This is a genomic window from Paenibacillus sp. SZ31 (assembly GCF_012912005.1).
GTDB lineage: Bacteria > Bacillota > Bacilli > Paenibacillales > Paenibacillaceae > Paenibacillus.
Map to the genome: position 1 here is coordinate 1 of NZ_JABBEA010000019.1, position 24776 is coordinate 24776.

Here is a 24776-nt window from a genome sequence, read left to right on the forward strand (position 1 = left end):
GTCCGAACCAACTTTGCAAGCTCTTTTTTTAAGTTTCTTTCGAAGCTTATTTCATTCGCTTGCCGCACCGTGTAAACCGTGTTTTCTTGGCCGGACTTAGAATATACCATGTACAGATAAGGAACGCAAGTCTTTTTTCAAAAAACATTAATCCTCTATAAAACAAGTATCCTTTAGTCCTTTTAACAAGTATCTCCTTATAGTCGGCCAAATGATACATCTGCGCACTAACTTTAATGAATCGGATTAATTAACTTACATTCGCAAAAGGTTTCCCGTATGATTCCTAATCAATTATAGAGAAACTCATGTTGTATACAGTACAGATTCTTCGCGTTATAGAAACTTATTAACCGATGATTTCATTGGATAAACAACCAACAAATCATAGATCATTATATTCTTTCCTTCTATATAGAAGGAAAACATTTTTGAAATTCATTTTTCCCAAGAAAAGAATACAAAAAAAGCGAAAGCTCAGGGTCTAAATCCCGTGGCTTCCGCTTCTTCATTTATAAGATAACAAACGTATCTCAGATAATTCTTCGTTACACCTAACGAACCCTACTCCCCGCCAATAAATACGTATCGGCAGATTACGATGATCGCCAAGATCCACATGAGCCAGTGAATTTTCACTTTGCGCTCTGTCACCAAGTTACTGAACACCGCCAGAATCACATAAGATACGATACCAGCAGAGATTCCGTTCGCGATTCCGCCTGTGAAAGGCATCAATACAATCGTAAGGAAAGCAGGGAAAGCTTGCAGGAAATCATCCCACTCGATGCTGCGCACTTGACTCATCATAAGTACACCCACGATGATCAAAGCCGGAGCAGTCGCAGCGGATGGAACAACCAACGCAAGCGGAGCGATAAACAGGGCCAAAATGAACAGCAAACCCGTCGTCACCGAAGTCAGTCCTGTACGTCCACCTGCCTCAACACCTGAAGCACTTTCAACGTATGCCGTAATGGTACTTGTACCCAGTGCAGCACCTGCGCTGACACCAACTGCATCGACGAGCATTGCTTTACCGATCGTTTTCTCGCCTTTTTTCTTATCCTTCATAATGCCCATACGTGTTGCAGTACCTACCATCGTACCGAACGTGTCGAACAATTCAACGAAGGTAAAGATGAAGATGATCTCGAACAATCCGAGACTGATAGCACCTTTCAAATCCAGCTGTCCAACCGCCAGATCACTGAAGTTAGGCAACCAGCTTGCGCCTGAAAGACCACTCAGATTCGTAACGCCCATTGGAATACCAATCAGTGTTGTTGCTACGATCCCGATCAGCAGAGCGCCTTTGACGCGCATAACCATCAATATAGCAATAAGGAGCAAACCAATCAGTGCAAGCAAAGCATCGTGGTGCGTTATAAAGTTACCCAACGATAGATTAAAGCTGCTACCCGGAATCGGCTGACTCAGATCTGCGTCTGGTGCAACATTAACTGTTACAGCCACGAGATTAGCAAGTTTGAAACCGATAATGGTAATAAAGAGACCGATACCCACCGTAATGGCCATTTTGATCGATTGCGGAACTGCAACAAGCAGCATTTGCCGAATCTTCGTCACGGTCAAAATAATGAACACAATACCGGAAAGGAATACCGCTCCGAGAGCAGCCTGCCAAGTAATCGCTCCATTCGAGCTTAGAACGACAGTCATGAAGTACGCATTCAATCCCATACCTGGTGCGAGCGCAATCGGAATATTCACGAACAATCCCATAATAATAGTCATTAATCCAGCGCCGACGGCTGTTGCAAAGAATACTGCATTATCTGACATCCCCGCCCCGGCTTGACCCAAGAACAACGTATTCACAAAAAGAATGTAAGCCATTGTCATAAAGGTAGTGAGACCCGCAACAATCTCCGTTCTAACGTTTGTTCCGTTTTCTTTTAGTTTAAAAAAACGATCCATAATTCACTAACTCCCCCTTAGAGATGTTGAAGCCATATTGAAAAACGACAAATGACCCTGAAGAAGATTCTTCACCCAGGGTTCAGCTGACAAGGAGAGGCACGATGCCTTTACTAAGAACAAAAAAAATTCTAATGTGCGTGATGTCCCCGCAATCATGTAGAATTCATGTGCTTAGCCTTCTCCTCTTCGTAGCCAGATCATTAGGGTGATCTCGTAGAGACTCCCGGGCCAATCCCCAGGATTATACGAATAAGTATGCGCTATTTGTTTGTTTCCCATCACTATTTTAGGAGGGCAGTATGTTTTTGTCAATGAGAAAAACGAATATTAATCTTACCCTTTTATAATATCGTTCGTATTATTTAACAGATTGAACCAGTTCAGCGGTTTACAACCCAATTGAATACGCTTTTTTGGATGAATTCTCAAGGGAATATGTTCATTCTGTCAGACTGAAAGATCAGCAGATTAATATAAAAAACTACCCTGATCAAAGGCCATGAAGCGCTCTGATCAGGGTAGCTTATGTTTCTGATGCGTTTTAGCAATCAGGTAAATGATGTTATAGGAATAACGATGTCTGGTATTCCTAAATCATATAAGGACTAGGTATATGGAGCAACTTGCGACATGTTCCGGAACTACTTTTTACCGGATCAGTCCTATGTTAATTAAATCTCTGTCTGCGAAGCATCCTGTATCTCTTGTTGTTCCTGATTCGTGTTCGTTGTTAAGTCAGAGGATAACTCTTGGTTTCTGGTCTGATCGGAAGAAGCATCCGCTGCCTCTAAATTCACAAATGGAAAGTCCCCCGAACCGGAAGCCAGATCTTGCATACCCGAACCGCATCCTGCCAGCATCACCATCAGAAACGCACTTCCAATGCCCATCTTCCATTTGCTCATATAGTCGGTTTTACGCATACATTCAATTCTCCCTTCAGTAGCCATATAGCCTTTAGTATGTACTTAGTGTACAGGCCGGACCTGAAAGGATCATGAAGTGAGCTTTAAAATGGGATGAAATTCGAGAGTTTATGACTGGAGAGCAGTTCCCCAATAAAAGTTTAATCATAATATAAACAATAAAAAAACTCCCTTCTATTTGCGAAACAACGCAGATAAAAGAGAGTCATTTTTCAATCTATTGTTAATGCTGTATACCCTACTCCCACTCGATTGTTGCAGGCGGTTTCGAAGTTACGTCATACACGATACGGTTTACGTTATCGACTTCGTTAACGATCCGTACGGAGATTTTCTCCAGCACATCCCAAGGGATACGTGCCCAGTCCGCTGTCATACCGTCGATGGACGTTACGGCACGAATACCTACTGTGTAGGAATACGTACGCGCGTCACCCATCACGCCGACACTCTTCATGTTCGGCAGGGCTGTGAAGTACTGCCAGATTTCGCGGTCGAGACCGGCTTTGGCAATCTCTTCACGCAGGATGTAGTCGGAATCACGAACGATGGTAAGTTTCTCTTCAGTAACCTCACCTAGAACACGGATCGCAAGACCCGGACCAGGGAACGGCTGACGGTGAACAATTTCGTCCGGCAGGCCACACTCGGTACCCACTTTACGCACTTCATCCTTGAACAGCGTGTTCAGTGGCTCAATCAGTTTGAAGTTCATGTCCTCAGGCAGACCTCCCACGTTGTGGTGGGATTTGATCGTCTGTGCAGTTGCTGTACCACTTTCTACGATGTCCGTATACAGTGTACCTTGCGCCAGGAATGCAAAGTCATCGAACTGCTTGGACTCTTCATCAAATACGTAAATAAACTCGTTACCGATGATTTTACGTTTTTGTTCTGGATCATCCACGCCAGCCAGTTTGGACATAAAGCGCTCTTGTGCATCAATTTTGACAACTTTCATGTCGAATTTGCCGACAAACGTCTCCATTACACTTTCCGCTTCGCCTTTACGCAACAGACCGTGGTCGATAAACATACATGTCAGTTGATCACCAATGGCTTTGTGAAGCAATGCAGCTACAACGGAAGAATCTACACCGCCGCTAAGCGCACACAGTACTTTACTGTCGCCAACTTTTTCACGAATGTCTTTGATCGTGTCATCGATGAATGTCTCCATCGTCCAGTTGCCTTCGCAACCACATACTTCGAACAGGAAGTTACGAATCATGTCGTTACCGCGAACAGAGTGACGTACTTCCGGATGGAACTGAACAGCATACAATTTACGCTCATCGTCGCTCATGGCAGCAATTGGCGCACTTTCCGTGCCTGCATCCAGTTTGAAACCTGGAGGAAGTGTAACCACGTGGTCACCGTGACTCATCCATACGGTATGTTCGCCTTCAATGCCTTTTGCCAGTGTAGAGCCAGCGGCAAACTCAAGGTCTGCTTTACCGTACTCTCGCTTCTCGGAACGTTCTACTTTACCTTCGAGTTGCTGGGCCATAAGCTGCATTCCGTAGCAGATACCGAAGATCGGCAAGCCTAGGTCATAGACAGCCGGGTCCACGTGCGGAGCGTTCTCAGCATATACGCTCGATGGACCACCCGAAAATACGATTCCTTTTGGTGCTATTTCTGCGATCTTTTCCGCCGGTGTATTATACGGCAAAAGCTCGCTGTATACGCCAAGATCCCGGATTCTTCTGGCGATTAACTGGTTGTATTGGCCCCCGAAGTCAAGGACAACCACAATTTCATTCTGCTTATTCATAACCGTGCCTCCCTCAATTCAATGAAGCTAATTATACGCAACGACAAAACATACCGTCAAGGAAAGGCGAAACTCCTTTTTTCGACATTTCAAAACAAGGGTTACCGAATACCTCTGAATATGAAATTTCGAATAGAAAGCTTGGCAGCAAGATGATGGTTCAAGTGTATGATCGTGGAAAGACGCCTCGTTCTCAGCATAGCGAGAAAGGCGTCTTATGTATGGCATGCAGCGATCAACAAACACGGCACAGTAAACAATAGAATAGAGGTGCCAGTGATAATCATCATCCGTCAACAACCCGCCAAACTGTCTCGGAAAGCGATAGCGAGAGTTAAATCACGGCAGGTTGTGTGACGCCCTTGTTGTAACATCCTTGTGTTACAACGCCTGTAAGCGCTGGGCCAAACGAAGTGCCCGGCGCAGGAAGTCCAGACTGTCCGCGCGCAGCGGACGGTCTGGCCCGTACAGCAGCCGTTCCCAGTCGGCTGCAAACCGCGCGATGTCCGCGCCGTCCGCGCCTGCGGCCAATGCCGGTGACGCTGCATATTCACGCAGCGTCATGCCCGGCGGCCGCGGGCCGTACCGGCGCGCGAGCGCGGACCAGACCGGAGCGGCGGCGCCCAGCAGCCGCTCGCGGTCCGGGAAGCTGCTGCGTGACCACGCCAGCAGCAGCTTGATCCGCAGCGCGGGGCGTAGCCGCCGCATGCGAACCAGAGCAGCGGCGCCCAGCAGGGCCGCTGCCACAAGGGCTGCCGCGAGCCATGGCTCCGCGGCAAGGGCCCGTGCGCGGGCGAGCAGCCATGCGCCCGCGTAACCCACTCCGCCGCCCATGTGCGGCGGAGTCTCCGCAACAGGCTGCGGCCCGGCGAGCGCCGCGACATCTTCGCCCGCGCCTTGCGCCATGGTGAAGCCCGGCGTAGCCTCGAACGGCATCCAGCCTGCACCCGGAAAATACACCTCTACCCAGGAATGTGCATCTCCCTGGGAAATGATGTACTGACCGGGCATTTCTGGGTCAGCTACGCCCGGGCCAAAGCCTTTAACCCAACGTGCGGGGATGCCCTCTGCACGCAGCAGCACAATCATGGCTGTCGAGAAATGATTACAATACCCCTGCCGTGTGACGAATAGAAAATCGTCCACAAAATCTGTTCCTCGCGGTGGCATACGGGTATCTAACGTGTATTCCGCATGAGCAGCCAGATAAGTTTTCACGGCTTGCACAGCGTCATAACGCGTATCACTTCCTTGCATGATTTCTTTGGCGAGACTCTTCACTCGACCCGGGAGTGTCGCGGGCAATTGCAGATATGTCCTACGAATGGCTGCCGGATCTTTCTCTTTATTCGTTTCCCCAATCAGACGTAACTGTTCCGGGGATGCCACAGAAACCATGACGTCTGCAGAATAATTTTTAACCATCTTATCGTTTCCGGAGCCTGCGAGCCACAATGTTGCCGACTCACGATTAGACAGCAAAGAGAGCATATTTTCCTGATTATCCTTGTTCTTGTCCTGGAACGATACATTAACCGGTATGCCACCGGTAAAGAGTGGATTCGGTCCTTTCCACTCTCGCTGCATCGTAACGGTTTGGCGAATGCGATTCCAAAAGGTTGGATTCTCCCATCCATCTGTGCGCAGCAATCCGGACGGACTCGCCGCCTCGAAGCTTTGACCAGGATCACTCCAGGTACTACCGTTATAATATGAACGAGTCTCTCCTCGCCAATACGTCACTTCCGGACTTTTCGCCGTAAAAAAGATGGAATTCCCCTGCACCAAAGGTGCTCCCATGGGCGCATCCGCTGTGCTATATCCCGTGACCGCCGTTGCAGCAGGGATACTATTGTTCTGCGTATAACCTGCCCAGCGAGCTAAGCGTTCACCCATCTGTTCTAGGGAAATGCGTTCCGGTTGAGGTATGGAAGCGAACTGACCGGGTAATGCAGAGAAAAGTACCATACCTGCGGAAGCCACAATGGTTACCACACTCCAACGGCCATAGGGACTGCTGCGATAACTCGGGGTAGTAACTCCCCCGTTAAGACGAAGTAGCTGAAGCAGAGCCTGAATAAGAAAAATCCATAGGACAGACCGTATCACTGAAGCATACACATCCAGCCCAGCAAAGGATTCGAGCAGAAGCAAATAGAGCAGCGTTGCACTGCAAAACAGCATAACGCTTCGACGGTGCAATACAAGGGATTGCACCGAAGCCATGAGCATGCTCCAGCCGCACATCATGAACAAACCTCTTGTTTCTGTACTAATCGAATGGAATCGCCAGTTATTCATATAAGTGTGCATATCCGTTGAAAGTATTCCCGGGTATGCAACTGCCCAACGGGCAGGATCACTTCCTCCGTACATCAGACATAGAGCAGCGAGTGCAATGACCAATCGGATCAGTACTCCCGTGACCCAGCCTGTACGAATTAACCCCGCGAGCAGCAAAGCTCCCGTTAATCCCGCCATCACGGACAAGAACCGTTCACTGCCCTGCTGATTCGATGACGTAACAGGATATATCCATTCCAGAGACAGTATGAGTAAAATGGCCGAAATAAAAATGTTGTACAGCACAGGTACTGCAACATGTTTTTCATCCTTCAAATCGGTTACCAATGTCTTGTTCACAGCTTCATATACAGAATGGGCCGATTCTATTCTCAGACGGGCTGTCGACTCTTTGTCAGCCACAGTAGAATTCGGTCGATCATTTCCATTACGCTCCCACATCCGTTACCTCCGCCTTTCCCATTGAAGATAACGCATGGTCTGTAACCGAATGGATCGACACCCCGCTGTGACGAAGCTGCTCCACGCTCAAACTGTCATATTCCAATCCATTCATCAGTCGATCCGTTGATCTTAACTGAGTCGCTTCAGTCAGCTGCACCTCTACGCGGTAACCCAACCCCATTGCAGACATGATCCATTCCGCCAGAGCCTGATCCAGCTTACCTGTGAGAACTACAATTTGCGACCCGCTCGCCAGTCTATCCAACATCTCCGTCCGAAGCGAAATAGAAACAGACTGTGCCTTGGATATTCGTGCCCCCGCAAGCTTGTCCAGTCCATGATTCTCATCATCTACATGGAATGATCCCTGTTGCCAATGATCTTGTGCAGCGTAGCTCTCGTTGCCGTCTTCCATCCAAAGATGATAAGGAATATCATCCCGTTCAGCGGTATGAATCCAGCGGGCAGCTGCACAAACCACACGTTCAAAAGCAGGTGAATCCATGATCTCCGCCTGTTTCACGTCATAACCCGACGCGGCTTCATACACAAGGATGCCCAGCGAAGCTAAATCCGTGGTTTCGGGCAAAAAGGTCTGAAGTCGACCCGTTTTGGCTGTGCTTTTCCAATGAACACGTCCCAGCGGGTCCCCCGGCTGATATTCACGGAATTCAGGACTACGTTTTGCCTGGCTGTTTCTCCGTTCAGACAGCGTCCCTTCGATCATGGCTGCGGATTCTACCGAATCCCCCTTCCCCCAAGCCGTTGCTTGAGGAACAACAATCAAGGGCGTGTCGCCTGTGGTCTCTGCGGAGAGCGTATTCCAACCGAATATATCCCCCCAGTACAATCTTCCTGTATCCCATCTATAGACTCCTCTACGTAAACCAGAACATTCATATTGATAGGTAAATTGACGCCGTGTTCCCGGAAAAATCAATTTGCGATGAACACCTGCAGGGGTGTTTTCACACAGAACGATCCATAACAATGGAATACGGCATTCGAATTCCAGCTCGACCAGAACCTGTACCCGCTCACCTGCCTCAATCCGGCTCGCGTGCATTTTCCGACGGATATTAATACGCCGTGGTCTGAACCAATGAAGAAGCAGACCTCCTGCGAACATCAAGAAAACCATAATGGATAGAAATAACGCCGCTTTGCCCCCACGCCACTGATACAAGGAAGCGAAAGCCACCACCAAGACTGCACTCAAAATCCGTTGTCCCAGCGCATTCATTGCCTACGTCCCCTTCCCTGTGATGCCATTTGTACAGGTACCGGGACCGATGACAATGCTTCTTCAATGACTTGTACTTGCCCCCAAATCTCCGCTCTGTTCTGAGCCTTCAATTGAATACGATGAGAAAGAACAGGCACAGCCACCTCTTTCACATCATCCGGAATGACATAACTGCGTCCTTGAAGATAAGCATATGACTGCGCCGCAGCCATCCAGGCCAGTGTTCCACGCGGGCTGATGCCCAGTCTTACCGCCGGAAGGCTGCGAGAGGCCACAGCAACTGCCACCAGATACTGTTTGACGACCGGATCAACATGTACCTGTTTGACTTCACGCTGCATAGCTACGACCTCTTCCGCAAGCAGGACGGGGCGAAGATCATCAAGCGCTTCTCTATTTTGCATGCGGGTTAACAATTCCAATTCCTGTTCCGGATCGGGATACCCCAGTCCAATCCTCATGATAAATCGATCCAACTGCGCTTCAGGCAGACGGTACGTACCCTCGAACTGTAACGGATTCTGTGTCGCCAACAGAAAGAAGGGACGTGGCAAGGCATAGGTTGTGCCATCAACCGTAATACGTCGTTCCTCCATTGCCTCCAGGAGGGCAGACTGGGTACGGGGTGAAGCCCGATTTATTTCATCAGCGAGGACGATATTGGACATGACGGGCCCGGGCCGAAACTTGAATTCAGCTGTATGGGGTTGATAGATTGAAGTGCCCGTTACATCTGCCGGCATCACATCGGACGTGAACTGAATCCGCCCCATAGAGCAATCCAGCGCAGAAGCAACAGCACGAACCAGCATCGTTTTCCCGGTACCCGGCACATCTTCCAGAAGGACATGACCCCCACTAAGCATTGCAGTGAGGACATAACGAATCTCTTGTTTTTTGCCAACAATCACACTTTCAACACGCTTCATGACCCTGTTTAACAATTCAACCGCATGTTCATGTTCCATTCGAATATAAGACATTTCTCTCAATCTCCTTCCATCCATCGGCATTCCTGAGCCATATTAATCTATGATTCAGTGTTGCCCGGAAGTAGAGAGAATAGTCCTGCAAGAATGACTTTCTTCAGATCATTTTATACTTAAATATGAGATTCATTGCCGAAATGGATATGGAAGAGCCTGCCTTCACCGTCCACTCTGCTTCATTACTGGTTAAGGAATTCACCCGTAATCCCATCTGCTCCAGTAACTCACGTAACGGAACCCAGATGGTTCCCCCCTGACTCTGTACCGCTCCCGTTTCCATTGCCCCGGTCGTTGTCAGCGTTCCACTCACACTGTCTGCATGAATCGTTCTTTCCTTCCATACAGCTGTGGCTGTCCTTGTTTCAGGGTCCCAGCGAGTGCTGCCCCCGAATTTTTTCATAAACGTACGCAAAGGCACCATGATTCGCTGACCCTCCATGCGGAACTCACCCGGTTGCAAGGTAGCCGCAGCCAATCCCACCTCTACCTTCAGCTTCTTGCTTTCGAGCCACAACGTCGCATTCGCTTCTACATGTTCTGTGATCCAGGCCTTTCCTGGTGCCTTGCGGGCCTTATACTTACCATCTGGATGTACACGGAATTGAACCGGTTGATCCGTACTCTTCATCGTGTCAAAACGATATCCGTGATCACGATAATATTTGATAATACCCGGAAGTGCTTTGACCGTTTCCGCATGTGCACCTCCGTCATGCATCAGAACAATGACCGAACGTGCTCCCGCAGGTACTTTGGTCGAATTGCTGAGAATTTCTTTGGCCGGAACACCTTTGCGCTTGGAATCCCCACTGTCGACGTTCCAGTCCATAACCGTGTATCCGCCCAGTTGGAGCAAATCAAAATAACTCTGGTCAAAATGTCCATAGGTGCCGCCAGGTGCTCGCACCAGATCCGGACGGAAACCGGTTATACGCTCCAGCACTTCCTCTGTCTGCTTGATCTGTTTCCAGAACACTTTGAAATCACTGTACAGCTGTTCGTATTGATGATTGAACGTATGATTGCCCAGAGCATGTCCATCCTCCACAAGCGCCCGGATTAACTCGGGATAACGCTCAGCCTGCTCACCCAGTACGAAAAATGTAGCCGGAACCTGCTCCTTGCGTAAAATATCCAATACTTCACGGGTATGGTTACCCGGTCCGTCGTCAAAACTCAGATAGACCACCTTATCTTGGGTATTCTTCTCTGCCGAGACAGGCTCATCTGAGCCGAAAGCAGAAGATACGTTAGCCGTGCCTATATATGCAGCAAATGCACATAGTAATATCGCAATTCGTACTAGAATGACAGACCATTGTCCAGATAAAAACATATGTATAGGTGTTGCGGAGATTTCCCCTTTTTCCTTGATTCTGAATTCCGGTCTCTGTACCATTTACGAATCGACCTCCACCGTCTCTAGTAATTTGCTGATAGACTTCAGCAGATTTGTTAGAATTATATGGGGGCTTCATTGAAAAAAGACGCGATTTTGTTTAATAATTTTTCACAATTTGGTATGAAGCGTGATTGATTCTTCGCCTCGGATTAGGTAGCATAATGGACAGGCAGAACGTATTCAAAACACCTTGGAGAGGAATTAGGCTCCCACCCCGTCTTCAGGAGAGTGAAATCTATTGGAATTGCTTGAGAAGATCCAACATCTGTTTGGGTCCTACGGATACAGCGTCTTGTTTTTTGGCTTGTTGCTTGAATTCATCGCACTTCCCTTTCCGGGTGAAACGACGATGGCTTACGCAGGGTTTCTCTCGTACAAGGGACATCTCGATTTCGGAATCCTCACCATACTGGCGTTTCTAGGAACAACAATTGGCATGACCATCACTTATTTTATTGGTGCCAAAGCAGGCCTGCCCTTCATAACACGATACGGAAAGTGGTTTCTACTGAAGCAGGACAAGCTCGATAAAACACAAAAGTGGTTTGCCAAGTATGGTAATGCCTTGATCTTCATCGGTTATTTCATTCCGGGAGTAAGGCATTTCACCGGATATTTCGCGGGCATAGCCGCTGTTCCTTTTCGTAAATTCGCTCTCTACGCCTATTCAGGCGCGTTGTTCTGGGTCGTGCTATTTCTAGGTATTGGCAAAATATTTGGCCCCCAGTGGAATGCCGTATTCCATCTGGCACATCAATATGCAGCATATATCGTGGGAGGAATCGGCTTATTGCTCATCGCAGCCGTACTTTACCGTTACCGCAAAGCGTTGGCAGCGAGATCCGTATCCAAGCCTACCCCTGTTCGACAACGACAAAAATAAATTTAATCCAACGTCTATCTATAAGTAAGGAGCTGCGTGTCATCGCGGCTCCTTTTTTTGCGTTTATCCAAACGGAAGGAGCATCCATCATTCTTTTTTGTGATAATCCGAATTCATCCAGGTCATACTAACTTGCAAATATAGGGTGTATAGGGAGGTGAAGGTATGCGAGAATCCAAGCTGGACGGTCAAGATCACAGGCAAATCTCTCCGGATCTGCACGAAAATATGGAATACTGCAAGCAGGTGATGGGGAACAGCAACGACTTAATGATGCGCCCTCTCCAGTGTCTACATAAATTTCCTGCCGTCATGTTATACATCGATGGATTGGTGGACGTGCAGATTCTGAATCATTCCATCATGGAATCATTATTGCAAAAGCGTGATCTCCCTGAATTCTCCGCAGACGATGAACATCTCAGCTACCTTCAGAATGATATTCTGATCGCCAGTGATGTATTACTGGTGGATGATATGCAGGATGTAATGAATGCACTTCTTTCGGGATCAGCTATCTTACTGCTTGAAGGATCTGTACGAGGATTGAAGATTGGTGCAGCAGGCTGGGAAGATCGATCCGTTGGAGAGCCGGTCTCCCAAACCGTCGTTCGGGGACCGATGGAGGGCTTCAACGAAAACCTGCGGACCAACACCTCATTAATTCGCAAACGAATCCGCAATCCTCATCTCTGGATCGAAGAAAGAGAAATCGGTAAGGTTACCAAGACCCGAGTTGCTGTGCTCTATCTGGAACATATCGTGGATCAGGAAATTGTAGAAGAACTGGGTCGAAGGCTCGATGAGATCGATATCGACAGTATCCTTGAGAGTGGCTATATCGAGGAACTGGTACAGGACAAGACGGGAACGATCTTTCCCACGGTCTATAACAGTGAAAGACCCGATACCGTGTCGGCCGCTTTGCTTGAAGGGCGTGTTGCAATCATTGTGGACGGGACACCTTTTGTATTGCTTGTTCCCGCTTTGTTTGTTCATTTCTTTCAGTCTCCAGAAGACTACTATCAACGAGCCGATATCAGTACGCTGATTCGAATGATCCGATATCTGGCCTTTTTTATCGCCCTGCTCGCCCCATCCTTTTATATTGCCATTACCACTTTCCATCAGGAGATGTTGCCTACCAACCTGCTTATTAGTCTGGCAGCACAGCGAGAAGGCGTACCTTTTCCCGCCTTCATTGAAGCCATACTTATGGAGCTAACATATGAAATTTTGCGGGAAGCGGGCATTCGGATACCGAAAACGGTCGGTCAGGCCGTGTCCATTGTCGGAACGCTTGTTATAGGTCAAGCCGCGGTAGATGCGGGGGTTGTATCCGCTGCAATGGTTATTATCGTATCGATTACTGCGATATCCAGCTATGTCATCCCTGAAAATGGATTATCTATTTCTGTCCGTATTTTACGATTCGTATTAATGATTCTGGCAGCTGCCTTTGGATTCTATGGCATCCTGATTGTGCTGTTAATTACCGTGACCCACCTATGTAGCTTGCGTTCCTTCGGGGTGTCCTACATGTCTCCCTTTGCACCTTTTATTCAGAAAGATCTCAAAGACACGATCTTTCGTGTGCCCTGGTCCCATATGAAAACACGACCGCTCTCTACTAACACAACGAATGAAGTCAGACAGTCCACCAAAAAAACGAAGCGGTAATTCGGTAAGGAGTGCACATCAATGAACAGATGCTTACGCTTAATTTTATCCTGTGCCATTCTGCTTCCTCTCCTTACCGGATGCTGGGATCGCCAGGAATTGAATGAACTTGGCATTATGCTTGGTCTCGGCGTGGACAAAGATGGCGACATGATCAAAGTAAGTGCTCAAGTCGTTGTTCCGAATGAGGTATCTTCCAAGGCAGGCGGAGGGAAAGGTACGCCGGTTACCCAGTATCAAGCATCCGCTACCACTTTGTTTGAAGCGATTCAGAAATTAACGGAGACCAGTCCACGCCGCATATTCATGGCGCATATCCGCGTGCTGGTATTTGGCGAAGAATATGCCCGTAAAGAGGGCATTTACGATGTTATGGAAGCATTGATGCGCGAACCTACGGTTCGACCTGATTATTACGTTATGGTGGCAAAGAATACAACGGCCTCCCATGTACTTGATGTACTTACACCTTTAGAAAATATTCCTGCGGAGAAGTTGTTTAATTCTCTGGATGTATCCTCCAAGACCTGGTCCCCCACCACCACGGTAACAGGGGATCAATTAATTGAGTTCATGTTATCTCCCGGCATTCAGCCTGTCATTACGGGAATAGAGGTTCTCGGTAACCAAGAACAAAGTGGTCATAAAGAGAATATAGCCACCATCCGATCCCCTGCCCGTCTTAATTCAACAGGACTGAGTGTTTTCAGGAAAGACAAGCTGATTGGCTGGTTAACGGAGGATGAATCCAAAGGATACAATTACATTCGTGACAATGTGCAGTCTACCGTCAGTCACCTGCCTTGTCGCAAGAAGGGCAACGTGACATTTAAGGCACTCCGCACAACAACGAAGAGAAAAGCCAAAATCGTAAACGGCAAGCCTGTAATCAACATTGATATCAAGAATGTCTCTTCCATCGGTGCAGTCGAATGTGACATCAAAATTGGTTCCATGAAAGTTCTCAAAGAGTTGGAATCCGATAGTGAAGAGCGGTTAATTGAACTGATGCAGAAATCTATCAATTCAGTAAGACGCAAATTCCATGTCGATATATTTGGTTTTGGACAGGAAGTGTTCCATGCTGATCCCAAACTTTTCAAAACGATGGAAAGTGACTGGGACAAACATTTTGAAGATCTGGATATCGAATACAAAGCCAATGTGCAGATTAAACGTGTAGGTACACTGGACGATTCATTCAAAAATGAAATGAAGGAGTGAGAGAAGTGCTGCTTACACTCGCGGTTCTCATCGTAGCAGTGATTATTGGCTGGGTTGATCTGCCTGGTCTCATTCGCCGGAAGGAGTGGAGAGAAACCGCCGTATATAGTGCAATGCTTCTTACGGCTACAGTCTTCGGTGTCATAGCGTCCAATTTATGGGAATTTCCCAGCCCACTCTATATCATTATGTGGATCTATGAGCCCGTGAACCATTTATTAGCACGTTTGACTGGAACTTAGACGAGGAGGGAGGGTACATCATGCTTGAAAAGGGAAGGATCGGAACAAGACAATTGTCCACCCTAACATTTATGTTAGTGATTGGAGATATGATGCTGATCTACCCCTCCGTCATCACGTCCTATGCCAAGCAAGATGCTTGGATATGTGCCCTTATTGGCGTTCCACTCGGGATGGCTCTCATGGCCCTGATTATGAAATTGGCCAGTATGCATCCGGGGAAAAATCTGGTGCAGATTGCCCGGAGTACTTTGGGTTTTTGGCCTGGCACCCTTTTTTCATGCTTCTACCTGTTCTTCTTCTTGATTGGTACATCCACACATACCCGGGAGGTTGGTGATTTTATGACCTCCCAAATTTTTCAGTATACCCCTATTCGTGTCATCATTCTCATGTTTGTTATTGCTATCGGATGGGGTGTATACCATGGCTTGGAGACCATCGCGAGAACTAGTGAACTGCTCATGCCCATCGCTATATTGTTCATCGTGGTACTCGCCTTCTGTCTTCTGCCACAGGTGGACACCAGTAATCTGGAGCCCGTAACAGATACGGGCGTTGTATCCATAGCTCAGGGTATTCTGGTGAGTATCATATACCCCATCGGCGAAACCATTCCCATTTTGATGATCCTGCCCTACGTTGCAAGAAGTCGCCATCGTATGCGTGACATCATTATTTCTGCGGGGCTGGGCAACCTGATCCTTGCTGTTCTGGTTACGATATCCATGCTCGTACTCGGACCTTTTCTTACCCAACACAATATATACGCTTCCTTTATTTTGTCTCAGAAGATTAGCATTGGCGGATTCTTTGAGCGAATCGAGGTGATCATGGCTTGCTCGTGGCTCATATCCACCTATTTCAAAGCAATGATCTACTTGTATGCCTTTATTGTTGGATGTGCAGAACTCTTCAAGCTAAAGCAGTTCAAGATGCTCATTCTGCCATCGACCATGCTCGTATATGGAATGGCCAATCTCATCGCGCCTAGTCTGACGTTTATCATCATTACCATCGTTCCGTACTGGGTAGATTGGGATACCACGTTAGGCATCATACTTCCGGGTATGCTGGTTCTAATAACCTTAGTGAAGTCGCGCAGAAAATCCAATTCACAACCCCAACCAACAACGGAAGGATAATTTTGAAAGATGCTAAAGTATTAATCCACGGGAAGGAGTATAGAACATGTTGATGAAAGAAAAACTCACGATTCGGCAGTTCACCCTGCTCACTTTCCTGGTCATGGTTGGAGATATGGTTCTCATCTATCCTTCACTCGTTACCGCAGTAGGCAAGCAGGACGCATGGTTTTGTTCTCTAGTTAGTCTGCCGATCGGTGTTGGTATCATGTGGATTCTGTACAAACTCCATCGAACACATCCTCAGTTGAGTCTTTTTGAAATTTGTAAAAAAATACTCGGGACATGGGCTGGTTCCGTGCTTTCAATTGCTTATCTATTTTATTTTGCCATAGGTGCATCCATATGTGTCCGTGAGGTCGGTGACTTCTTGACTACCCAAATTTATCTAAAGACCCCAATTCGGGTCATTATTCTGATGATCATTTGCACCCTTGCCTGGGGGCTTATTCATGGTTTTCGGACTATTGGGTTAAGCTCCGAACTGTTGACCCCTGTCGTTTTGTTGTTTATCATTTCTCTCTATTTGGGACTCATGCCTCAAGCTGAAATCGCAAATCTGCAGCCGTACTTTAACACACCCTGGATACATCTTGTGGAATCAATCATCCGCGCAGCGTTTACTTCCTTTGGCGAGCTTGTCGTTCTCTCCGTGTTTCTCCCATATGTAAATTCAGGACCTCATTTTAAGCGGGATTTTCTGTTAGCTACTTTCTTCGGAGGATTACTGTTAAGCTTGCTATTGCTCATTTCGCTCATGGTGATGGGACCTATACTGACGCAGCATAGCATCTATATCTCATACGCCCTTTCGCAGAAAATTAATATAGGTAATTTCTTCGAACGTATCGAAGCGTTCATGGCTATCGCCTGGTTAATATCTACCTATTTCAAAAGTCTGCTATATCTATTCGCCTTTGTGCTGGGAACAGCACAATTATTTCGATTAAAGACGTATAAACCTCTCATTCTGCCTTCGGCTCTGTTATTATTCGCCCTCGGTGTCCTGATTGCTCCAAATGTTATTTTCTACACCACTACGATCATGCCTGCTTGGGTAGACTGGGATATCACCGTCAGCTTCATTATCCCGCTGTTCCTCCTGCTGGTTCATCGCATTCGTTCCAACAAAAGGAAGCAAAACAATTCCCTCTGATTGAAAAATCCGAATATGCAAAAGGCTGTGTTCACGGCAACTTCCGCGAGCACAGCCTTTATATTATTGGTGAATATTTTACAGGGTAGCCTATATGGCCTTCAGCGCTTCAAGTGCAGCCTCGATATGTCCTTTGACCCGAACTTTGGACCAATCCTTGATCAACGTTCCCTCTTCATCAATTAGAAATGTAGAGCGAACCATCCCCATGTACTCTTTGCCATACATTTTCTTCAGCTGCCATACACCATATTGCTCGGCTACAACGTGCTCTTCATCCGACAACAAGGTGAACGGCAGTCCATACTTGGCAATAAACTTGTCATGTTGTTTCATCGGATCGGTGCTGATTCCGAGAATGACCGTGTTCAGCCCTTCAAATTCAGCATGTCGATCCCGAAAATCACAAGCCTGTTGCGTACAGGACGAAGTCATATCCTTGGGGTAAAAATAAAGCAGTACCCGCTGTCCGCGGTAATCCGAAAGCTTTACCGATTCTCCCGTACTGGACGGAAGCTCAAAATCCGGTGCCAATTCGCCTATATTTAACGTCATGTCAGTTCCTCCTTAATCTCCCCCATGAATTGCTATAGGGCGTTATTATGAACCTGCTCCGCGATACCGCTTCACGCCATAATTCCACAGAAGCAAGCCCATCGAACCAAACACCAATCCCATCACAGGTGTAAGCAGCGCCATGCGATGCATCTCGGACCTTTCCAAGAATAAGGCTGCGGGATAGATCCCCACGAAGGCAAACGGAATGATCCAGGTTAACAACACCTGAATGGCACGGTTATAGATCGTTACCGGGTAGCGTCCGTATCCTTGAATGTTATACATCAACGGCAGAATACCTGTTGGCGCATCCGAGTAAAAGGACAACGAAGTCAATGTGGTATAGATGCCGGCATAGATCATGACTGAGCTGAGTGCCAAAATAATCAATGCAGGGATATGCCACCATTCCAGCATCAGACCCATCTCTGCTCCGCTGAAGATCATGATGATCAAGCCGATAAATGAGCCCACGAGTGCAGGCGGGTCTACATTTTCAAGCAAGATCTGGAACAGATTATGTGCAGGGCGTGTCAGGATCCGATCCATCTCGCCTTTGACGATGTACCGCTCACTGAATCCCCACAGATTAATAAAGCAACTAAATATCCCATATGGCACCATAAAATATCCATAAACAAAGAGAACTTCACTCTCACTCCAGCCGCCCAGGTTATCCGTATGACGGAAGACCACGAAGATAAAGATCAGGTTGGTCGCCTGGAACAGCAGATCCGATAAGATCTCCACCCAGAAGTCGGCACGGTACGTAAGACGTGTTTTCATGTAGTTCTTCAAATATTCCCAGATCAGACCCATATAGTACATATCTGTTATCCCCCTTGCACGAACAGACGCTTGCGCGCCTTACGCCAGATCAGTACCATCGGAAGCAGTAACACGGCAAACCAGAACACCTGAATACCGAGTACACTCCAGATGGCGGTACCTTCCACTCTTCCAGTGAACACGGAACCGGGCAGATACGTAATGGCCTGAAAAGGCAATACCTTCATCACCGCGGACATCCAGCCTGGATACAGGCTGATCGGGATGATTAGACCGGAGAACAGATCCACCACGACGCGTTTCATACGCATCATGCCTTCATTGTTTTCCACAAAGAATGCCGCCAGTCCCGTTATCACATTAATCTGGGAATTAATGAGGAAACTGAAGAACAGCATGACGAGAAAGCCAATCCACGCCGATGGAGCCGTAGGCAATTCAACCGGGAATAGCAGAATGGCAATGAGCATCCCCGGAATCATGAGCAGCAGGAAGCGGAAAATGCCTTCGCCAAGACCCTGCATCATTTTGACCATAACGTAATTGATCGGCCTGATGAATTGAATCGCAATGGAGCCATCCCGTATGTCTGCGGCAATCTCCCGATCCAGGTTGTTAAAGTAAAAAGCACGTGCCATCCAGGATACGGCGATATACGTGGTCATCTGCGCTGCCGTGAAGCCGCCAAGTTCACCACTGCTACCGTAAATGGCTTGCCAGGTAAAGTAATACACGCCGATATTCAGCGTATATATCAAAATGCCGGAGTAATAATTCACCCGGTATGCCAGCATCGTTAGAAAACGGATGCGCATAAAATCAATAAATGCACTATTCATCTCAGGATACACCCACCGCTTCTTTCCCTGCTCCCACAATCTCGGGACGCTCTGCGGAACCGGATTGGTATATACTGCGCACAATCTCATCCGTGTTGATCTCGATAATCTGAATATCGGTAATATCAGCTTGTCCAACGACACGTCCGAGTACATCCGAAACGTTCAGTTCCAGCGGAATCCATACGGATGCGGACAATTCATTCTCAACTGTCCAACGTACAGGCAATGCCGCAGTCCATTCCTGCATCTGACTAATGTTGTGCGCTGAACCGAATTTGAAGCGGATTTCCCGTTCTTTGCCCCATTGGGACTTCAGATGATCCAGACCTCCATCATAGATGATGTTGCCTGCATCAAGCATGATGACCCGGGAACACAAGGCCTCAATATCCTGCAAATCATGGGTTGTGAGCAAAATAGTCGTTCCATGCTCCTTGTTCATGTCTTTCAGGAAATCCCGAATCTCCGACTTCACGACAATATCCAAGCCAATGGTTGGCTCGTCCAGGAAAACAATACTCGGGTTATGCAACAAGGCTGCCACCAACTCACAGCGCATACGCTGACCGAGACTGAGCTTCCGTACCGGACGACTTAACAGGTCCTGCAATTGCAGCCGCTCAACCAGTTCATCCAGTCGTTTGCGGAAATCGGCTTCTCCTACACGATATACTTTGCGCAATAAATGGAAAGATTCGATAACGCCAATATCCCACCATAATTGACTGCGCTGACCAAAAACAACACCAATATTCTGTACAAACTTCTCTCGTTCCTGATACGGAACATATCCACCAACCGATATTTGCCCTGAAGTAGGCACCAAAATGCCGGTCAACATCTTAATTGTTGTTGATTTACCGGCACCGTTCTCCCCAATATATCCGCATATTTCGCCTTGCGGAATCTGAAATGAAATATCATTTACAGCCAATACCTCCTGGTATTGACGTGCAAACAGGTCTTGGAATGCGCCCTTCAGCCCACCTCGGCTTTTCTGGACGCTAAACGACTTGCGCAAATCTTTGACATCAATCGCCAGCATGATTATACCTCACTTGGATTTTGTTGAAATTGCTTGTAGCCCAAAAAGAAATTATAATGGTATCAGTCAAAATTCAGCAATACCCGAACTCGTTTTTTATTTCATCTCAAATACAAAGGAGAGCTAGCATGACCAGAAAGACGAAGAGAACCATCTGGATTTCTCTTGCCGCCTTCGTGTTAATTATCGGAGGAGCAGCGGCATACTATTTCGGTTCTATTCTCAATCAGTTGGACGGTTTGGCAAAGGACGGTGACGATTCACCCTTCGCAGGTATCGAAAATGTGGAGAAAGTAAATACTCCTGACCCACCAAAATGGGAAGGCACAGAAACAGTAAATATTCTCGTTATGGGTGTCGATGCACGTGGATTGAAAAAAGGCGAAGTTCCCCGCTCCGACAGCATGATGGTCGTATCGCTTGACCCCCTTACCAAAAAAATTAATCTGTTCTCCATTCTGCGCGACACATACGTCGATATTGACGGGTATGGCAAGGAGCGGATCAACACTGCCATCACCCATGGCCCTAACGCAGCAATGCAAGCTGCCGGTGACCTGCTTGGCATTCCTGTACAGTATTATGTGTATACGGATTTCCAAGGATTCATCAAATTGGTGGATGCCGTTGGCGGTGTCGATTTTGATGTGGAGAAGGACATGCACTATACAAGTAAAGCAGACAATAATGAATACGATATTGATCTCAAAAAAGGGTATCAGCATCTGGATGGCGAGACTGCGCTCATGTACGTTCGTTTCCGTCATGATGCGATGTCGGATTTCGCTCGTTCCGAGCGTCAGCGTGAATTGCTGAAAGCTGTAACGGCGAAAATGCAGTCAACGACTACCATTGCCAAGCTACCTGCCATTCTGGAACAGGTCAATCCGTATGTGGATACGAATCTGACGCTTTCCGATATGTGGAAGCTCGGAGGACTTGGATACCAAAGCAGCATGAATGGCAGTGAGCAAATTCCGCCAATGAACCTGTTGAAAGAAGAACGTACAGCAGGCGGAGCACAAGTATTGACGGTTACGAATGAAGAGAAGCTGAAGCAGCATATTCAGGATATTATTCATCCACCTGCTACAACGGATGATAGTACGACCAGCACCGAAGATAAAACAGCCAGTGGTGACGATCAAAAGTCACAGCAACCGGCTCAGTAATGTAAACATGCAGAGGGCAGCCATTACGCTGCCCTCTCGTTGTGCCCGGCTATATCTTTATGAGAAAATCATCATATCTTTCTGTAGCTTGTTATTTTATTATATTTTGAATTACGAAAGGAAGTTATCTTATGAATACATCACGTTCCCGTTCCGAACTTTTATACGCAGAAGCACTCGAACATATTGTTGGGGGTGTTAACAGCCCTTCACGCTCGTTCAAAGCCGTTGGTGGTGGAGCACCTGTATTTATGAAAAAAGCCCAAGGCGCCCACTTCTGGGATGTCGATGACAACCGTTATATTGATTATCTGGCCGCTTATGGTCCGATTGTTACAGGACATGCCCACCCGCATATCACGCAGGCCATTACGGAAGCAGCAGCAAATGGCGTGCTGTACGGTACCCCGACAGAGCTTGAGATCAAGCTCGCCAAAATGCTGAAGGAAGCTATTCCTTCCATGGATAAAGTTCGTTTTGTAAACTCCGGTACAGAGGCGGTTATGACTACAATTCGGGTAGCTCGTGCCTACACCAAGCGCAACAAGATCGTAAAATTCGCCGGATGTTACCACGGCCACTCGGATCTGGTGCTTGTTGCTGCCGGTTCTGGCCCGTCTACGCTCGGAATTCCCGACAGTGCGGGAGTTCCAGCCAGTATTGCACAAGAAGTCATTACTGTGCCTTACAATGACCTGGAAGCCCTGAAAGATGCTTTGGAGCGCTGGGGTGATGATGTTGCCGCGGTCATGGTTGAACCGATCGTTGGTAACTTCGGTATGGTTATGCCGGAGCCTGGCTTCCTGGAAGGCCTCTGTGCCATGACACGGGCTAACGGTGCACTGGTTATCTATGACGAGGTCATTACGGCTTTCCGTTTCCATTACGGTTCTACACAGACGTATGCCGGACTCGATAATCATGCAGAGATTGAACCGGATCTGACGGCTCTTGGTAAAATTATTGGTGGCGGCCTGCCAATCGGTGCGTACGGCGGCCGTAAACACGTTATGGAGCAGGTTGCTCCGCTCGGCCCGGCTTATCAGGCGGGAACGATGGCTGGTAACCCTGCATCCATCTCGGCTGGTATCGCTTGTCTGGAGGTCCTGCAAGGTGCGGGTGTATATGAAGAGATGGAACGTCTTGCTATCGACCTGACAGCAGGCCTGCAAGCTTCTGCTGACCGTCATGGGATTGCACTAACGATCAACCGGATTCGTGGTGCATTCTCCACCCACTTCTGTGACCACCCAGTTACGAACTACGATCATGCTCAAGACACGGATGGAGAGCTGTTTGCTTCCTTCTTCCGTCACATGCTGGACCGTGGGATTAACCTCGCTCCGTCCAAATATGAAGCATGGTTCCTGACCACGGCTCATACAGACGAGGATGTTCAAGCTACTTTGGAAGCCGCAGAAGCTTCCTTCAAGGCAATGGCTCAGGAATAAATCGGATTAATTTCATTCACATGTAGCGTACAAGCTGTATGATTGATGGATAGCAACTCATGGAAAAGGCGTCCAACAAGTGATTAACTTGTGTGGACGCCTTTTGTTATTTACGGACAACACTGCGATTCTTCACGTTATCTCTGCCTGATCTGAAGTTTCAAAATTTCCTCCCGGATCTTCTGTATCCCTTCTTCGATTCGCTGCTTCGGCACATTGGAGATGTTCAAGCGCAGCATCTGATTCTGATTCGCCTGATATGTTCCCTCCGGATAATACCGTTCAGTCGTATCAACGATGACTCCGCGCTTTTGGAGCCGGGACACCAGAACACGAAGCGGCACATCACCCGCCAAAGGTAATACGGTATGCTCCCCTCCTGTTCGAGGAGCCTCCATAAACGGAGCAAAGTCTGGATATGAGTCCAGTTGCTCATGCACCGCGTTCATCCGGGTAGCATACCGGTTACGGATCACTTTCCTGTGATGAGCAAACATACCGCTGTGCACATAGATTTCCAGAGCAGCTTGAGACAGGACGGAAGTGTCGATATCGAGCATTTTTTTGTACGCACCAAAGGACTGGATTAAAGGTGTGGGCAGAACAGCTACACCAATGCGTAAGCCTGGAAACAAAATTTTGGAGTAACTCTTCAGATAGATGACCCGACCTTCCGTATCATAAGACCATAGCGGGTCCTGTTTCGTGTTGTCCTCCAGATCGGCCAAATAATCGTCCTCCACCAGATAGACATCGTACCGCTGTGCTAGCCGGATTAGTCTCTTCTTCTCAGCAACAGTTAACGAAGTGCCAATCGGATTGTGAAAACGCGGCATGACATAAAAAAACTTGATATCTCCCTCAGCAAACTGACGTTCAAGCGAGGCCCAGTCCAGTCCATCCAGGGCACGTCTCACACCGGCAATCGGCACATTCAACCCACTCAGCAGGGAGGGCATATTGTGATAGGTCGGTAGTTCCACCAATACTTTTCTCTTTCCATTGGGAAAAGGCATCAATGCAAGTACAGCCAGTGCCTGTTGCACACCTGATGTGATAAAGAACTGCTCCGTTCTCGCAAACACCTGATAATCCGCAAACTGCTTCTGCAACAGCAGAATAAGCGAAGGTAATCCCTGATCCGTTCCATACATGAATAACTCTGCCTGCTTCTTCTCCATTGCCTGATCCACACAATGACGAAAGTCTGCATAAGGGAACACCCTTGGATCGGGAGCAGCCGAAGCGAAGTCCAATGCTCCCTGCCAGTCCATGTCCTGAGCACCTGTCCCGTTCTGTACAGCATAATAGCCAGATTGAGGTATGGCATACACCAAATGCCGCTGCTCCAGCCACTCATATGCACGAATCGCCGTACTTACACTGCATTGATATTGTTCTGCTACAACTCGAACGGCTGGCAGTCGAATGCCCTTATCTGCCCACTGGCGCCGATCCTGCTGCTGCATCTGTTCCTGAATCCACTGCTTTAATGCTTCGGCAATCACTTCGTATTTTCTCAATGTACTCATCCCTCTCCAACAACTGTACCGATAC

Annotated in this window: 20 protein-coding genes and 1 riboswitch; of the genes, 8 read left to right on the forward strand and 12 right to left on the reverse strand. The window is 47.7% G+C overall.

Translation table 11 applies throughout. The features are described from left to right. Positions 1–564 precede the first annotated feature (564 nt). The 7 genes from HF638_RS25015 to HF638_RS25045 all read right to left on the reverse strand — a co-directional run bounded on the left by HF638_RS25015 (position 565) and on the right by HF638_RS25045 (position 11029). Positions 565–1941, reverse strand: a complete 1377-nt coding sequence (locus HF638_RS25015) for an NCS2 family permease (RefSeq protein ID WP_169482711.1) — start codon at positions 1939–1941, stop codon at positions 565–567. A 172-nt stretch (positions 1942–2113) separates the two neighbouring features. Then, positions 2114–2213: riboswitch (purine riboswitch) on the reverse strand. A gap of 402 nt (positions 2214–2615) precedes the next feature. After that, positions 2616–2867 (reverse strand): hypothetical protein, encoded by a 252-nt coding sequence (locus HF638_RS25020; RefSeq protein WP_169482712.1) that lies wholly within the window; start codon positions 2865–2867, stop codon positions 2616–2618. Positions 2868–3108: 241 nt separating this feature from the next. Beyond that, positions 3109–4647: a glutamine-hydrolyzing GMP synthase gene (gene guaA / locus HF638_RS25025; RefSeq protein WP_169482713.1), complete on the reverse strand. Its 1539-nt coding sequence runs from the start codon at positions 4645–4647 to the stop codon at positions 3109–3111. Positions 4648–5028: 381 nt separating this feature from the next. Next, positions 5029–7392: a DUF4129 domain-containing transglutaminase family protein gene (locus HF638_RS25030; RefSeq protein ID WP_169482714.1), complete on the reverse strand. Its 2364-nt coding sequence runs from the start codon at positions 7390–7392 to the stop codon at positions 5029–5031. Further along, positions 7379–8638 carry a DUF58 domain-containing protein gene (locus HF638_RS25035; RefSeq protein WP_169482715.1) on the reverse strand — a complete coding sequence of 420 codons (1260 nt, stop codon included), beginning with the start codon at positions 8636–8638 and terminating at the stop codon, positions 7379–7381. The genes HF638_RS25030 and HF638_RS25035 overlap by 14 nt, the downstream gene beginning before the upstream one ends. Further along, positions 8635–9624 carry an AAA family ATPase gene (locus HF638_RS25040; protein ID WP_169482716.1) on the reverse strand — a complete coding sequence of 330 codons (990 nt, stop codon included), beginning with the start codon at positions 9622–9624 and terminating at the stop codon, positions 8635–8637. The genes HF638_RS25035 and HF638_RS25040 overlap by 4 nt, the downstream gene beginning before the upstream one ends. A 103-nt stretch (positions 9625–9727) precedes the next feature. Continuing rightward, positions 9728–11029, reverse strand: coding sequence for a polysaccharide deacetylase family protein (locus HF638_RS25045; RefSeq protein WP_169482717.1), 1302 nt, complete (start codon positions 11027–11029; stop codon positions 9728–9730). Between the two features lie 241 nt (positions 11030–11270). Here HF638_RS25045 and HF638_RS25050 point away from each other — a divergent pair, with 241 nt between their 5' ends. From HF638_RS25050 to HF638_RS25075, 6 genes are all read left to right on the forward strand, one after another. Next, entirely contained in the window at positions 11271–11915 is a 645-nt protein-coding gene (locus HF638_RS25050) for a DedA family protein (RefSeq protein WP_169482718.1), read from the forward strand. Positions 11916–12080: 165 nt separating this feature from the next. After that, positions 12081–13595: a spore germination protein gene (locus HF638_RS25055; protein ID WP_169482719.1), complete on the forward strand. Its 1515-nt coding sequence runs from the start codon at positions 12081–12083 to the stop codon at positions 13593–13595. A 21-nt stretch (positions 13596–13616) separates the two neighbouring features. Continuing rightward, complete coding sequence (locus HF638_RS25060) at positions 13617–14819, forward strand: Ger(x)C family spore germination protein (RefSeq protein ID WP_169482720.1); 1203 nt, start codon at positions 13617–13619, stop codon at positions 14817–14819. A gap of 5 nt (positions 14820–14824) precedes the next feature. Then, positions 14825–15061, forward strand: a complete 237-nt coding sequence (locus HF638_RS25065) for a hypothetical protein (RefSeq protein ID WP_169482721.1) — start codon at positions 14825–14827, stop codon at positions 15059–15061. Between the two features lie 20 nt (positions 15062–15081). Beyond that, positions 15082–16206 carry a GerAB/ArcD/ProY family transporter gene (locus HF638_RS25070; protein ID WP_169482722.1) on the forward strand — a complete coding sequence of 375 codons (1125 nt, stop codon included), beginning with the start codon at positions 15082–15084 and terminating at the stop codon, positions 16204–16206. Between the two features lie 46 nt (positions 16207–16252). Beyond that, the gene (locus HF638_RS25075) at positions 16253–17362 is read left to right on the forward strand and encodes a GerAB/ArcD/ProY family transporter (protein ID WP_169482723.1); all 1110 of its coding nucleotides are present in this window, start codon (positions 16253–16255) and stop codon (positions 17360–17362) included. Positions 17363–17452: 90 nt separating this feature from the next. Here the strand turns inward: HF638_RS25075 and bcp are convergent, their stop codons facing one another. Genes bcp through HF638_RS25095 form a run of 4 tightly spaced genes read right to left on the reverse strand, consistent with a single transcriptional unit; the run spans position 17453 to position 20596 of the window. Beyond that, positions 17453–17917: a thioredoxin-dependent thiol peroxidase gene (gene bcp, locus HF638_RS25080; RefSeq protein ID WP_169482724.1), complete on the reverse strand. Its 465-nt coding sequence runs from the start codon at positions 17915–17917 to the stop codon at positions 17453–17455. Between the two features lie 45 nt (positions 17918–17962). Next, positions 17963–18748 (reverse strand): ABC transporter permease, encoded by a 786-nt coding sequence (locus HF638_RS25085; protein WP_076333833.1) that lies wholly within the window; start codon positions 18746–18748, stop codon positions 17963–17965. 5 nt (positions 18749–18753) lie between these two features. Further along, a complete protein-coding gene (locus HF638_RS25090) occupies positions 18754–19548 on the reverse strand; it encodes an ABC transporter permease (protein ID WP_036614077.1) in 795 nt (264 codons plus the stop codon). A gap of 1 nt (position 19549) precedes the next feature. Further along, a complete protein-coding gene (locus HF638_RS25095; protein WP_062837593.1) occupies positions 19550–20596 on the reverse strand; it encodes an ABC transporter ATP-binding protein in 1047 nt (348 codons plus the stop codon). A gap of 128 nt (positions 20597–20724) precedes the next feature. On the opposite strand from HF638_RS25095, the gene HF638_RS25100 reads away from it, so the two are divergent. Next, on the forward strand, positions 20725–21768 hold the full coding sequence (locus HF638_RS25100; RefSeq protein WP_169482725.1) for an LCP family protein: 1044 nt from the start codon (positions 20725–20727) through the stop codon (positions 21766–21768). A 131-nt stretch (positions 21769–21899) separates the two neighbouring features. Beyond that, positions 21900–23219, forward strand: coding sequence for a glutamate-1-semialdehyde 2,1-aminomutase (locus HF638_RS25105; RefSeq protein ID WP_169482726.1), 1320 nt, complete (start codon positions 21900–21902; stop codon positions 23217–23219). 137 nt (positions 23220–23356) lie between these two features. Here HF638_RS25105 and HF638_RS25110 read toward each other — a convergent pair whose 3' ends face one another. Next, on the reverse strand, positions 23357–24751 hold the full coding sequence (locus HF638_RS25110) for an aminotransferase-like domain-containing protein (protein ID WP_169482727.1): 1395 nt from the start codon (positions 24749–24751) through the stop codon (positions 23357–23359). Between the last annotated feature and the right edge of the window lie 25 nt (positions 24752–24776).

Coding starts and splice junctions, on each gene's coding strand:
- HF638_RS25015 (WP_169482711.1), bottom strand. CDS start 1,941: ATGGATCGTTTTTTTAAACTAAAAGAAAACGGAACAAACGTTAGAACG.
- HF638_RS25020 (WP_169482712.1), bottom strand. CDS start 2,867: ATGCGTAAAACCGACTATATGAGCAAATGGAAGATGGGCATTGGAAGT.
- guaA (WP_169482713.1), bottom strand. CDS start 4,647: ATGAATAAGCAGAATGAAATTGTGGTTGTCCTTGACTTCGGGGGCCAA.
- HF638_RS25030 (WP_169482714.1), bottom strand. CDS start 7,392: ATGTGGGAGCGTAATGGAAATGATCGACCGAATTCTACTGTGGCTGAC.
- HF638_RS25035 (WP_169482715.1), bottom strand. CDS start 8,638: ATGAATGCGCTGGGACAACGGATTTTGAGTGCAGTCTTGGTGGTGGCT.
- HF638_RS25040 (WP_169482716.1), bottom strand. CDS start 9,624: ATGTCTTATATTCGAATGGAACATGAACATGCGGTTGAATTGTTAAAC.
- HF638_RS25045 (WP_169482717.1), bottom strand. CDS start 11,029: ATGGTACAGAGACCGGAATTCAGAATCAAGGAAAAAGGGGAAATCTCC.
- HF638_RS25055 (WP_169482719.1), top strand. CDS start 12,081: ATGCGAGAATCCAAGCTGGACGGTCAAGATCACAGGCAAATCTCTCCG.
- HF638_RS25060 (WP_169482720.1), top strand. CDS start 13,617: ATGAACAGATGCTTACGCTTAATTTTATCCTGTGCCATTCTGCTTCCT.
- HF638_RS25070 (WP_169482722.1), top strand. CDS start 15,082: ATGCTTGAAAAGGGAAGGATCGGAACAAGACAATTGTCCACCCTAACA.
- HF638_RS25075 (WP_169482723.1), top strand. CDS start 16,253: ATGTTGATGAAAGAAAAACTCACGATTCGGCAGTTCACCCTGCTCACT.
- bcp (WP_169482724.1), bottom strand. CDS start 17,917: ATGACGTTAAATATAGGCGAATTGGCACCGGATTTTGAGCTTCCGTCC.
- HF638_RS25085 (WP_076333833.1), bottom strand. CDS start 18,748: ATGTACTATATGGGTCTGATCTGGGAATATTTGAAGAACTACATGAAA.
- HF638_RS25090 (WP_036614077.1), bottom strand. CDS start 19,548: ATGAATAGTGCATTTATTGATTTTATGCGCATCCGTTTTCTAACGATG.
- HF638_RS25095 (WP_062837593.1), bottom strand. CDS start 20,596: ATGCTGGCGATTGATGTCAAAGATTTGCGCAAGTCGTTTAGCGTCCAG.
- HF638_RS25100 (WP_169482725.1), top strand. CDS start 20,725: ATGACCAGAAAGACGAAGAGAACCATCTGGATTTCTCTTGCCGCCTTC.
- HF638_RS25105 (WP_169482726.1), top strand. CDS start 21,900: ATGAATACATCACGTTCCCGTTCCGAACTTTTATACGCAGAAGCACTC.
- HF638_RS25110 (WP_169482727.1), bottom strand. CDS start 24,751: ATGAGTACATTGAGAAAATACGAAGTGATTGCCGAAGCATTAAAGCAG.